At 65.7% G+C, this 12,350-nt stretch carries 12 protein-coding genes; 6 read left to right on the plus strand and 6 right to left on the minus strand.

The genetic code is table 11. The annotated features are described in order from the left end of the window. Positions 1 to 4: 4 nt before the first annotated feature. Positions 5 to 364 (minus strand): FAD assembly factor SdhE, encoded by a 360-nt coding sequence (locus ACAX61_RS09900; protein WP_528084556.1) that lies wholly within the window; start codon positions 362 to 364, stop codon positions 5 to 7. Here ACAX61_RS09900 and recG point away from each other — a divergent pair. Together recG and ACAX61_RS09910 are read left to right on the plus strand one after the other, a co-directional pair. Then, positions 284 to 2,404: an ATP-dependent DNA helicase RecG gene (gene recG, locus ACAX61_RS09905; protein ID WP_528084548.1), complete on the plus strand. Its 2,121-nt coding sequence runs from the start codon at positions 284 to 286 to the stop codon at positions 2,402 to 2,404. The genes ACAX61_RS09900 and recG overlap by 81 nt on opposite strands. A gap of 32 nt (positions 2,405 to 2,436) precedes the next feature. Beyond that, the gene (locus ACAX61_RS09910) at positions 2,437 to 2,877 is read left to right on the plus strand and encodes a DMT family transporter (protein ID WP_370714589.1); all 441 of its coding nucleotides are present in this window, start codon (positions 2,437 to 2,439) and stop codon (positions 2,875 to 2,877) included. Between the two features lie 4 nt (positions 2,878 to 2,881). Here ACAX61_RS09910 and ACAX61_RS09915 read toward each other — a convergent pair whose 3' ends face one another. Then, complete coding sequence (locus ACAX61_RS09915; protein WP_370714590.1) at positions 2,882 to 3,202, minus strand: PilZ domain-containing protein; 321 nt, start codon at positions 3,200 to 3,202, stop codon at positions 2,882 to 2,884. A 104-nt stretch (positions 3,203 to 3,306) separates the two neighbouring features. Beyond that, on the minus strand, positions 3,307 to 4,536 hold the full coding sequence (gene tyrS / locus ACAX61_RS09920; protein WP_370714591.1) for a tyrosine--tRNA ligase: 1,230 nt from the start codon (positions 4,534 to 4,536) through the stop codon (positions 3,307 to 3,309). A gap of 81 nt (positions 4,537 to 4,617) precedes the next feature. Between tyrS and ACAX61_RS09925 the strand changes: the two genes are divergently transcribed. The 4 genes from ACAX61_RS09925 to ACAX61_RS09940 are packed head-to-tail and all read left to right on the plus strand — an operon-like array spanning position 4,618 to position 9,329. Continuing rightward, positions 4,618 to 5,724 carry an anhydro-N-acetylmuramic acid kinase gene (locus ACAX61_RS09925; protein WP_370714592.1) on the plus strand — a complete coding sequence of 369 codons (1,107 nt, stop codon included), beginning with the start codon at positions 4,618 to 4,620 and terminating at the stop codon, positions 5,722 to 5,724. Beyond that, complete coding sequence (locus tag ACAX61_RS09930) at positions 5,724 to 6,899, plus strand: hypothetical protein (RefSeq protein ID WP_370714593.1); 1,176 nt, start codon at positions 5,724 to 5,726, stop codon at positions 6,897 to 6,899. Before ACAX61_RS09925 ends, ACAX61_RS09930 begins: the two co-directional genes overlap by 1 nt. Positions 6,900 to 6,936: 37 nt before the next feature. Continuing rightward, positions 6,937 to 8,013, plus strand: a complete 1,077-nt coding sequence (locus tag ACAX61_RS09935) for a hypothetical protein (RefSeq protein WP_370714594.1) — start codon at positions 6,937 to 6,939, stop codon at positions 8,011 to 8,013. Beyond that, a complete protein-coding gene (locus tag ACAX61_RS09940) occupies positions 8,010 to 9,329 on the plus strand; it encodes a sensor histidine kinase (RefSeq protein ID WP_370714595.1) in 1,320 nt (439 codons plus the stop codon). The genes ACAX61_RS09935 and ACAX61_RS09940 overlap by 4 nt, the downstream gene beginning before the upstream one ends. Before the next feature lie 4 nt (positions 9,330 to 9,333). On the opposite strand, the gene ACAX61_RS09945 is transcribed toward ACAX61_RS09940, so the two are convergent. Genes ACAX61_RS09945 through gltX form a run of 3 tightly spaced genes read right to left on the minus strand, consistent with a single transcriptional unit; the run spans position 9,334 to position 12,328 of the window. Then, the gene (locus ACAX61_RS09945) at positions 9,334 to 9,537 is read right to left on the minus strand and encodes a hypothetical protein (RefSeq protein WP_370714596.1); all 204 of its coding nucleotides are present in this window, start codon (positions 9,535 to 9,537) and stop codon (positions 9,334 to 9,336) included. A gap of 3 nt (positions 9,538 to 9,540) precedes the next feature. After that, on the minus strand, positions 9,541 to 10,821 hold the full coding sequence (locus tag ACAX61_RS09950) for a citrate synthase (protein WP_370714597.1): 1,281 nt from the start codon (positions 10,819 to 10,821) through the stop codon (positions 9,541 to 9,543). Between the two features lie 49 nt (positions 10,822 to 10,870). Next, entirely contained in the window at positions 10,871 to 12,328 is a 1,458-nt protein-coding gene (gene gltX, locus ACAX61_RS09955; protein WP_370714598.1) for a glutamate--tRNA ligase, read from the minus strand. Between the last annotated feature and the right edge of the window lie 22 nt (positions 12,329 to 12,350).

Below are 12,350 nucleotides of genomic sequence, written 5' to 3' on the forward strand. Positions count from 1 at the left end.
CGGCTTATCGAGCGATCGGTACGTAGTTCAGCGCCTCCAGCGCCTTCATCATCGTGCCCTGATATTCGGGGGGCACCGGCTGGCTGCCCGTGGCCCAGCCCATGATGTCCACGTCCTGCTCCTCAAGCAGTTGTTCGAACAGCGCGATGTCGCCGTCGCTCCATTCGGCGTGGTGCCGGTCGAAGAAGCCGCCGATCAGCAGATCGGCCTCCTTGGTGCCGCGATGCCAGGCGCGAAAGCGCAGACGCTTCAACCGATGTTCGCGATCCAACCCAATTCTCCAATGCCGATCGGCCGGCGGCGCTGGCGGCGGCCGTCGGCTGGTGTATGGGGTGAGATAGGCATGCGACCCGAACTGCTCAATCCGTTGTTTGCAGAGATTACCGCGCTGAAGGGCGTGGGGCCTGCACTTGCTCGCCCGCTGGAGCGGCTGAAGATCGCGCGCGTTATCGACATGCTGTTCCACCTGCCCACTGGATGGGTGGACCGGGTGCCGCGCGACGAACTGGACGCGGCCGATGCGGGACGCGTGATCGCGATCGAACTGACCGCCGTCGAATATCGTACATCGTCGGGGCGCGGGCCGACTCGCGCGCTGGCGGCGGACCGGGCGGGCAATGTGGTGGCGCTGACCTATTTCGGCGGCGGATCGGGCTGGGTGCGAAAGCTGTTGCCGGTGGGTGAACCGCGCTTCGTGTCGGGCAAGCTGGAAACCTATGGGGAAGCGTTGCAGATCGTCCATCCCGACATCGTCGTGCCGCCCGAACAGGCGGAAACGGTCGACGGGCGCGAAGCAATCTATCCCCAGTCAGAGGGGATCAATTCCCGCCGTCTGTCCAATTTTTCGGCACAGGCGATCGAACGCGCGCCCGATCTCGCCGAATGGATCGAGCCGAGCGTGCTTGAGCGGCATCAATGGTCCGGCTGGCGCGAAGCGCTGCGGCGCGTCCATGCCGACCCGGCCGACGCAAAGGCGCGGGCGCGGCTGGCCTATGACGAGGTTTTCGCGAATCAACTGGCGCTGTTGCTGGTCCGCGGAGAGGCACGGGCAAAGCGGGGACGCGCCCTGGCTGGCGACGGTGCGCTGCGTGCGCGGCTGAACCTGCCCTATTCGCCGACGGGTGCCCAATCGCGTGCCATCGCGGAAATTGAGGGCGACCTGGCCCAGCCCCGCCCGATGCTGCGGCTGCTGCAGGGGGATGTCGGATCGGGCAAGACGCTGGTGGCGCTGATGGCGCTGCTGGTGGCGGTAGAGGGCGGGGCGCAGGGCGCGCTGCTGGCACCGACCGAAATTCTCGCGCGCCAGCATTACGACAACCTTTCGCGAATGTTGTCGGGGATTGCCCGCGTTGCCATCCTGACCGGGCGCGACAAGGGACGCGTGCGCGAATCGACGCTGATGGGGTTGGCGTCGGGGGAGATCGACATTCTGGTCGGCACTCACGCGATCTTTCAGGAAAGCGTGAATTACCGCGACCTGGGGCTGGTGGTGGTGGACGAGCAGCACCGTTTCGGCGTGGCGCAGCGCATGTTGTTGCAGGCCAAGGCGGAGCGCCCGCCGCACCTGCTGGTAATGACGGCAACGCCCATTCCGCGCACGCTGACACTCGCGCAATATGGGGAAATGGACGTCAGCCGGCTGGACGAGATGCCGCCCGGCCGCGAACCCATCGAAACGCGTGTCGTGTCCGACGACCGCCTGTCCGAAGTTGTCGAGGCGCTGGGCCGCCATATCGAGGGCGGGGGGCAGGCCTATTGGGTGTGTCCGCTGGTCGAGGAAAGCGAAAAGTCCGACATGGCGGCGGCAGAGGCGCGGGCCGAGACGCTGCGGACCCGCTTTGGCGCGGACGCGATTGCGCTGGTGCATGGGCGGATGAAGGCGCCGGAGAAAGACGCCGAAATGGCGCGCTTCTCCGCCGGGCGTGCCGGGGTGCTGGTTGCCACGACCGTGATCGAGGTCGGGGTGGACGTGCCAAATGCGACCCTTATCGTCATCGAACATGCCGACCGTTTCGGACTGGCCCAGTTGCACCAGTTGCGCGGGCGCGTGGGGCGGGGCGGTGGGCGTTCGATCTGTCTGTTGCTGCGCGGCGGAACGCTCAGCGAAACATCGCGCGCGCGACTGGCCTTGATGCGGGAGACCAATGACGGCTTTCGCATCGCGGAGGAGGATCTGCGCCTGCGCGGTGCGGGCGAGTTGCTGGGCACCCGTCAATCGGGGGAGGCGGTGTTCCGGCTGGCGACCCCGGAAATGCTGGGCGAATTGCTGCCCATGGCCAATGCCGATGCCCGGTTGCTGATCGACCGCGACGGTGGGCTGAACGGCCCGCGCGGGGCGGCGGCACGGACGGCGCTGTATCTGTTCGAGCGCGATGCCGGTGTCGCTTTGCTGCGTTCGGGTTGACGCCGCGCCGTCAGCCGTTAGCGGCTGTGCGCATGAACGCGCTCATCCCCATTGTGGCTGCCCTGCTCGCTGGCGTGGGCGTCGCGGTGCAGACCCCAACCAACGCCGCGCTTGGCCGTACCGTCGGATCGGTGACGCTGGCGGCGCTGGTGTCCTTTTCGGTCGGCACGGTCATCCTGCTGGCAGCGTGGCTGCTGGCGGATCGTACACCGCTGTCTCAGCTCAAGGGTGCGCGGGCGTGGATGCTGCTGGGTGGAGCATATGGCGCCTATTTCGTGGCGGCGGTCGCCTTTGCGGTACCGCGACTGGGACTGGCCTCGATGCTGACGATCGTTATCGCCAGCCAGTTGATCGCCGCACTGGTTATCGACCATTTCGGCCTGCTCGGCCTGCCGCGTGCGCCGATCGGGATCGGCAAGGTCATCGGCGTGCTGCTGGTGCTGGGCGGTGTGGTGCTGGTGCGTCGCCCCTGAGGCGTTAACGCTGCATAACCGTGGCCAGCAATTCGCGGTAAGTCGCGCGGTCGATGCCGCTTTCGAACTGACAGCCGATGCGCCCGCCCAGCGCCCAGCGCACTTCGGCAGACATCGCGCCGACCACGGGCAAAGTCACGCGCAGCCGGTCGCCCGGCGCAAACGCGTCCTCGCACCGGGCCATCATGCCGTTGGGTGACAGGTTGACGACCAGAAGCGACAGTGCGCGATTGTCGGGGCCGGACGCACGGGCGCGGAACTGCACCTCGTCGCGGTCTTCCGAACGCTGCTCGACAAAGGCCCGTTGGCTACCCGTATAGGCCAAAGCGCGATCCCCTTTTCTACCGATTGCCACCTTCGCGGCATCACCGTGAAGGAAGTAACAAGGCAAAGGGTGAAGCGCGCATTAGCTTTTTCCGAGGTGGGCGATCAGCCGGAGGTCAACATCCCGTGATGCTTCTTGCCCGCAGACAGCCGCACCCCGTCCGGCCCGACGGCAAGCTGCGCGCCTTCGTCCTCGATCCGAACGCCGTCGGCCCGCGCGCCGCCGCCCTTGATCAGGCGCCGTGCCTCGCCCTTTGAAGCGACGAGCCCCAGCGCGACCAGCGCATCGACGACGCCGATCGAGTTCCCATCGACACGGTGCGTCGGCAGCGCCTCACCCGCGGTGCCCTCTTCAAAGGTGCGGCGGGCGGTTTCGGCGGCCAGTTCGGCAGCCTCGCGCCCGCGACACATGGCGGTCGCTTCGTTGGCGAGGATCTTCTTGGCTTCGTTGATTTCGGCGCCGCCCAGCGATTCCAGCCGCGCAATCTCATCCAGCGGCAGGTCGGTGAACAGGCGCAGGAAGCGGCCGACATCGGCGTCGTGCGTGTTGCGCCAGAATTGCCAGTAATCATAAGCGGGCAGCGCGGCTTCATTCAGCCACACCGCGCCCGACATCGTCTTGCCCATCTTGCCGCCATCGGCTGTGGTGATCAGCGGCGTCGTCACGCCGTAAACCTCCGTCCCGTCCACGCGGCGGGCGAGCTCGATGCCGTTGACGATATTCCCCCACTGGTCCGATCCGCCCATCTGGAGCCGGACGCCCATGCGACGCGACAATTCGCGGAAGTCATAGGCCTGAAGGATCATGTAGTTGAATTCGAGGAAGCTGAGCGACTGCTCACGATCCAGACGAAGCTTGACCGAATCAAAGCTGAGCATCCGGTTGACCGAGAAATGCTGGCCGATGTCGCGCAGGAAGGGGATATATTCCAGCCGGTCCAGCCATTCGGCATTGTCGACCATCACCGCATCGGTCGGGCCGTCCCCAAACGTCAGGAAGCGTTCGAACACCGTCTGGATCGACGCGACGTTCGTGCGGATGACGTCGTCGGTCATCAGCTTGCGCGCTTCGTCCTTGAAGCTGGGATCGCCGATCTTGCCGGTTCCGCCGCCCATCAGCACGACGGGCTTGTGCCCCGTCTGCTGCATCCGCCGGAGCAGCATGATCTGCACCAGGCTGCCGACATGTAGCGACGGCGCGGTGGGATCGAAGCCGATATAGCCGGGCACCACCTGCTTGGCGGCGAGCGCGTCCAGCGCGGCGGCATCGGTCATCTGGTGGACATAACCGCGCGCGGTCAGCGTGCGGAGCAGTTCGGACTGATATTCGGTCATGATGCGCGCGCCGATAGCATGATTTGGCGCCGGTGCGAGGGGCCATCTCGACTTCACCGCTCGCTTGGGTAGAGGGAGGGGATGGACAAGGGCGCGCGCGTGATGGCGGTGGGATTGATGTCGGGCACCTCGCTCGACGCGATCGACGCCGCACTGATCGAAACCGACGGCGTGGGGCATGTCCGCCCTATCGCCTTTCACGCGACCGAATGGTCGGACGCGGACCGGGCATTGCTGATGGCCGCGACCGAGCGTGCGCTGGCAATGGCCGCCCCCGCACAGGATCCGGTGATTGCCGAGGCTGAGGCGCGGCTGGGCGCCGCTCATGCGGAGGCGGTGGCGCAAGTGCTAGCCGTGGCAGGCGTCACGCCCGAAGATGTGTCGGTCATCGGCTTTCACGGGCAGACCATTGCCCATCGCCCCGATCGCGGCTGGACATGGCAGTTGGGTGACGGTGCCGCGCTTGCGCTCGCATGCGGCATCGACGTGGTTTCCGATTTCCGCAGCGCCGATGTCGCCGCCGGGGGGCAGGGGGCGCCGCTGCTGCCCATCTATCACGCAGCGCTGACAGCGGGCATGGACGGGCCGCTGGCGGTGCTGAACCTGGGCGGCGTGGCGAACGTCACCTTTATCGACGGCGACATGCTGATCGCCTTCGACACCGGGCCGGCAAATGGCCTGATCGATTCGTGGGTGGAGCAGGAACGCGGACTGCGCTTCGATCCCGACGGTGCGCTGGCGGCGGCGGGACGCGTCGATGACGCGGTGCTGACGGCCATGCTGGATCACCCCTTTTTCGAACTGCCCGCGCCCAAGTCGCTGGACCGCAACGACTTCACCATCCAGCCCGCACGAGGCCTGTCGACCGAGGATGGCGCCGCGACGCTGACCGCCTTTACCGCGCAAACGGTGGAGGAGGGGCTGCGGATTCTGCCACGGCGGCCCCGGCGGCTGATCGTCGCGGGTGGTGGGCGGCGCAATCCCACGCTGATGCGGATGATCGGTGAGCGCACGAACATGACCGTCGAATCGGCGGACGCACTGGGCTGGAACGGCGATTCGATCGAGGCGGAGGGCTTTGCCTATATGGCGGTGCGCGTCGGGCGCGGGCTGCCGATCAGCTTTCCCGGCACCACCGGCGCCCCGGCGGCAATGACCGGTGGCGTCGTCCACAAGGCGGGGCGCTGATGCTCGCCGGGCTGATCTTTGCAACCGAAGCGGCAGAGGATCGGGCCGAGGCGCTGGCCGCGACGCTGCCCTTTGGCGGCATGACGCTGGTCGAATATCAGGCGCGACTGCTGATCGGGTGCGGCGCAGGGCATATCCTGATCGCGGTCGCCCGCGTGACGCCGGCCCTGCTGGCGGCGGTCAACCGCATCGCGCGGCGCGGCGTGGCCGTCGACATCGTTCGCTCGGCTGAGGAAGCCGCGGCAAAGGCGCATCCGCTAGCCGGCATCGTCGTGATCGCCGACGCGCTTGTTACGACTGATCAGGCAATGCGCGCTATCGCCGGGGCGCAGCCGGATGCGCTGATGGTGACGAACGATGCGACGACCCCCGCCGCTGTCGAGCGTGTCGATGCCGAACATGTCTGGGCCGGGCTGGCGGTGCTGTCGCCAGCGCGGTTGAAGGAACTGGCGGCGATGCCGCGCGAATATGATTTCCAATCGACCCTGCTGCGCGTGTGCGTCCAGGGCGGAGCGGGGCTGGTGCAACTGCCCGCCTCCGCGCGCCGGGCAGGCCATGGTGTGGAGCGCCATGTCGACGCACTGGCCAGCCGCAGCAACGCGGTGCTGGCCGCGCTGGCCAACGGGCGCACCGATTGGCCCGATCGCTTCGTCTTCACACCGGTCTCCCGTCTTGCCCTTCCGCGTCTGGCGGCCAAGGGCGCGCCGCATTGGGCCGCACCGGCAGCCGCCGCGTTGCTCGCGTTGCTGGCTCTGGGGCTGATCGGCTGGGGCAAGACGGGGGCGGGGTTGGTGACCGGGATTTTCGGGATCGCCGCCTTGTCGACCGGATCGCTCCTCAGCTGGTTGCGCGGGGACGACCGGCGGGCGCGGGCGCAGGAACGGGCCATTGCGGTGTTGTCGGCCCTTCTGATCCTGGCGTCGGGGATTCAGGCATCTGTAGACACGTGGACCGCCACAGGGCTTGCGCTAGCGCTGGTAACGGTAGCCGCGGCGACCATGGTCGAGCGCAGCGGTGCGCGGCCGGCGCGCTGGTGGGGTAGTCCGTCAGCCTATCCGCTGATCCTTGCCCCGTTCGCGCTGTTGGGTCTGACGGGAGTCGGGCTGGCGCTGACCGGCCTTTACGCCATGGTGACGCTGGCCGGGGCGGTCGAGAAACTGCGCGACCGGGCTTAGGCGCTCATTAACAACCGGCGCGCTAGGGATTTGGTCGATGTCGCTCGACCTGACCGACCTGCGCGATGGCGATCCCGTTAGTGCCCATGACCTGCTGGTGCGTGCCGGCCGGGCGGAGGTGCTTGCACGGCAATTGCGCGAGGCCAGCGTCCGCGACCTGATGATGCCCGACGCGGCACGGTTGGACGACCAGCGGCGCCTCGCGCTTCGAACGCTGATCCGCGCCGTCGTCGAAAATTTGTCGGCTGCCATTGGTGACAGGACCCGCCACCTGTTGAGCGAGCGCGATAAGAATGGCGCGCTTCAGGCGCTGTCTTTCGTGGATACGAGTCGAATCCTGCCGATGGTCGAATCGTGCCTGACGTGCGATGCGGCGGTGGCGGGCGACCTGATCGATCGTGTGACATTGGACCTGATCGGTGAAAATCTGCCGTCGGGGGTGTTTGCGGCAAAGGCGGCGCCGTGGCCCGCCGGCCTGCGAACGCTGGACAAGCGGCTGGCGACAGTGCGCCGTGCGGAGAGCCGCCGCCGGGTATCACCGGGTGAAGCATCCGGCCCGCTCGACCTATCCGCTGAAAGCCTCTCACAATTTGGCTGGTGGATTGCGGCATCGTTTGCGCGCACGGCGGACTCAAATGGGGACGATCGGATCGCCCTTGAGCAGGCGCTGGCGGACGCGACTGGCCAGGTGCTGGCAACCCATGACGATCGCGAGCAGCTGGAACGCGCCGCGCTAAGCGTTGCCGAGACGCTGGACCTGTATGGCGACGCGCTTGCGGCGGTGGTCGAGCATTGCCTGGCCGAGCGGCGGATCGTCTTGTTGACCGCATTTTTAGCGCATGGACTGGGCATTTCCATGAGCGCGACGGGGAGCATGATCGTCGATCCCGGCAATTTACGGCTGTGGCTTTCGCTCCGCGCGCTCGACCTGCCGCCCGAGACGGTGGCCCGGCTGGGTTATGCGATCTGCGACGCTGATCGCCGGCGTAACGTGACCAGCTTTGCCGAGGGGCTGCACCGAATTCTGGCAATCCCCCGCGAAGCGGCTGATGCCGCACTCTCCCCGCTCCGTTTGCCCGACGCTTTTCATGCTGCGATGGGTGCACTGGCGTGACCGCACCCGAACCGATCGCTCATGCTCGGCTGAACGCCGAGGGACATGTGGTCGCGATAGATGGACGCTTGTCGACGCTGAACAGTGAGGCTGGTGGCGGTGAGGGGCTGCCGCTGGCTCTGCCTGCCCTGGCGGCCGTAGCGACGCTGTCGATGCGATTGGGAATACCGGTCGCGCGCAGTGTTCGGGTCGCTGATGGGCCAGAGGATCTGATGGTGCGCGCTAGCGCGCGGCCAATAGCGGCAGGAGTCGAACTAAAGGTCAGCGGCTGGCGCCGATGCCAGGTGGTGCCGCTGGCGGCCGGGTGTCGGGATGAGCTATCGTTTGACGCCGCCGATGCCGATTTCATCTGGGAAACGGATGCCAGCATGGTGTTGACCGCCATGTCGGGCGACGCCGCGCTGATCGGCCAACCGATTTCACGCGCGTTCGATTTCAATGGCGGAGATGGCCTAGTCGGTATCCTGGCCGCGACAGCGAATTACGACTGCTTTGTCGATCAACCGGCTCATCTGCTGCCGTCCGCGCGCCCGGTCCTGTTATCGGGGGATACGCGCAAGGACGCCGCCGGAGACTTTGCCGGTATCAGCGGCGCCGGAAGAGTCGTCGAACAACCGGAAGGAGCGGAACCGCCCCCGTCGGGCTTCGGCGCACGATTTACTACCAGGCTGGACCGGGCGTTGAGAGCGCCGCTTCAGCGGATCGTAGCCAGCGCCGATTCGATCAGCGCCCTGGCTGACGGCCCGCTTCGCCGCGAATATTTCGATTACGCGCAGGACATTGCCAGTGCTGCCCGGCACCTGATGGGGCTAGTGGATGACCTGGTCGACCTTTCAGCTGTTGAACGGACCGATTTCCGCGTCGCTGCCGACCAGATCGATCTAGCTGACATAGCGCGTCGCGCCGCAGCCTTGCTGGGTGTGCGCGCGGTCGCTTCAGAGGTGCGGATTGACCGGCCGGCAGACGATGTGACCCTGTTCGCAACCGGCGAAGCGCGGCGCGTGTTGCAGATCCTGGTCAACCTGATCGGTAACGCGGTCCGGTATTCCCCGCCGGGTGGCACCGTGACGGTCGTTGCCGTGCGGCACGCCGACAGCGCATCGGTCATCGTCGCTGATGACGGACGCGGTATCGCGCATGAACATCATGCACGGATTTTCGAAAAATTCGGTCGGGTCGACCCAACCGAGCCAGGAGGAAATGGCCTGGGTCTGTACATCGCCCAGCGGCTGGCGCGTGCGATGGGCGGCGGCATTACGGTCGAAAGCGACGCCGGGCAGGGGGCGCGTTTCACGCTGACCCTGCCCAAGCAATAGCCGTTCAGCGCAGTCGCCGCGCCATCAGGATAAGAAAAAGGCCAACGACCGAAACCGCCGATCCGACGGTCACCCAGACCGTATCCCCGACCATGAAGCTGCTGGCGGGCCAAGCGATGATGCCCAGCCCCTGCAACATCCAGAAGATGCCCAGCAACGCGGTGGCGAGTCCAAGCGCCGAAAGAATGGATCGAACCCGCCGCATCATGCGTCAGCGCTGATCGAGGGGCACATAGTCGCGCTGCGTCGGACCGGTGTAGAGCTGACGCGGGCGGCCGATCTTCTGCTCTGGGTCTGAAATCATTTCGTTCCACTGCGCGACCCAGCCCACGGTGCGGGCCAGTGCGAACAGCACGGTGAACATTGTGGTCGGGAAACCGATGGCCGACAGGATCACGCCCGAATAGAAATCGACGTTCGGAAACAGCTTCTTCTCGACGAAGTAATCGTCCTTCAGGGCGATTTCTTCGAGGCGAAGAGCCGTTTCGAACAACGGGTCCTGAACATTCAGCGCCTCGAACACTTCACGCACGGTCGACTGCATCACAGTCGCGCGCGGGTCGTAGTTCTTGTAGACGCGGTGACCAAAGCCCATCAGGCGGAACGGGTCATTCTTGTCCTTTGCGCGTGCGATATATTCGGGGATCTTGTCCGGGGTGCCGATCTCACGCAGCATGTTCAGCGCGGCTTCGTTCGCGCCGCCATGCGCCGGACCCCACAGACAGGCGATGCCCGCCGCGATGCACGCAAACGGATTGGCGCCCGAGGAACCGGCCAGCCGCACGGTCGAAGTCGACGCGTTCTGCTCATGGTCGGCGTGCAGGATGAAGATGCGGTCCATCGCGCGCTCGACCGCCGGGTTCACCTCATACGGCTCGGCTGGAACGCCGAACGTCATGCGCAGGAAGTTGCCGGTGTAGGAAAGCGAATTGTCCGGATAGAGGAACGGCTGCCCGACCGAATATTTGTACGCCATCGCCGCAATCGTCGGCATCTTGGCGATCAGGCGGTGGCTGGCGACCATCCGCTGGTGCGGATCGGCGATATCGGTCGAGTCGTGGTAAAAGGCTGAAAGCGCGCCGACCACGCCGCACATGATCGCCATCGGGTGGGCGTCACGACGGAAGCCGCGATAAAATTGCGCCAGCTGCTCGTGCAGCATGGTGTGGCGGCTGATCGTCCAGCTGAACTTGTCGAGTTCGTCTTTCGACGGCAGCTCGTGGTTCAGCAGGAGGTAGGCGACTTCCATGAAGCTGGACTGTTCGGCAAGCTGGCCGATCGGATAACCGCGATGGAGCAGAACGCCCTCATCACCGTCGATATAGGTCAGGCCCGATTCGCAGCTGGCGGTCGACGTGAAACCGGGGTCATAGGTGAACATCCCCGACTGGCCGTAAAATTTGCGGATGTCGACCACGTCTGGCCCGACACTGCCCTTACGGACGAGATAGTCCTTGTCCTTGATGGTCAAGGTCTGGCTGGTGTCGCTCATTCGCGTGTCCTTCCCATTTTTCTGTCGTCGAACCGGACGGCCGACGGGCTTATTGGTTGGCCGGTGCGGCCATTTGGTCGGCGATCCGTCCCAGGCTTTCGTCGCGGCCCAACAGGGTCAGCACGTCGAAAATGCCCGGCGAGGTCCGCCGCCCGGTGAGCGCCGCGCGCAATGGCTGTGCCGCTGCGCCAAGCTTGATGCCCCGCGCTTCGGCCACGCCGCGTACCGCCGCTTCGAGAACCTCCGTATCCCAGAGCGGCACCGCGTCAAGGGCGCTGTGCAATGCAGCAAGCACCTCGACATTGGCGCCTTCAAGCAGAGTTCTGGTATCTTCTGCAACCAAAAGCGGCCGCACCGCGAACAGGAAGCGCGCGCCATCGGCGAGTTCATTGAGATTCGCCGCACGCGGCTTCAGCACGGGCATCGCCGCCACCAGCCGCGGCAGCGCGACGGCGCGGTCGATGTCGGTCAGGCGGTCGGCCACAAGTTCGGCCAGGCGGCTGTCGTCCGCGCCGCGAATATACAGGCCGTTCAGATTTTCGAGCTTCTTCTGATCGAATCGCGAGGGCGATTTGCCCACACCGTCGAGCGCAAACCACTCCACCGCCTGATCGCGGCTGATGATCTCGTCATCGCCGTGCCCCCAGCCCAGACGAAGCAGATAGTTGACCAGCGCTTCGGGCAGGATGCCCAGATCGTCGCGATAGGCCTCAACCCCCAGCGCGCCGTGGCGCTTGGACAACTTGGCCCCGTCGCTGCCGTGGATCAGCGGGATGTGCGCGTAAACCGGGTCGGGCCAGCCGCCTTCCACCGCATCCATCGCGTGGATCAGTGCCAGCTGGCGGAAGGCGTTGTTCAGATGATCGTCACCGCGAATGACATGGGTAACGCCCATGTCATGGTCGTCCACGACAACGGCCAGCATATAGGTCGGCGTTCCATCCGAGCGCAGCAGCACGAAGTCGTCAAGCTCGGCATTGGCAACGGTGACCGGTCCCTGGACCTGATCATCGATCGTCACACTGCCTTCGGTCGGCGCCTTCAGACGGACGACGTAAGGCATGTCCGCGGGTGCATCCGCGGGATCACGGTCCCGCCAGCGACCGTCATAGCGCATCGGCTTGCCTGCCGCGCGCTGCTCTTCGCGAAGGGCGGTCAGCTCTTCGGGTGTGGCAAAGCACTTATAGGCATGGCCTGCATCCAGAAGCTGCTTTGCAACGGCGGCATGACGCTCAGCCCGTGCGAACTGAAAGACGGCGTCGTCGTCCCAGTCGAGGCCCAGCCAGCGCATGCCATCCAGAATCGCGTCGATCGCAGGCTGCGTCGAGCGCGCGCGGTCGGTATCCTCGATCCTCAGGAGAAAGCGGCCGCCATGGTGGCGAGCGAACAGCCAGTTGAACAACGCGGTGCGCGCACCGCCGATATGGAGGAAACCCGTCGGCGAAGGCGCGAAACGGGTAACGATGGCGGGGTTCCGGTCGGTGCCGGTAAGATCGGTTGCGCTCAAGCGCGCTTGCTCCCAAAGCTGA

Origin of the sequence: Sphingomonas sp. IW22 (assembly GCF_041321155.1) — a bacterium.
Lineage (GTDB): Bacteria > Pseudomonadota > Alphaproteobacteria > Sphingomonadales > Sphingomonadaceae > Sphingomonas.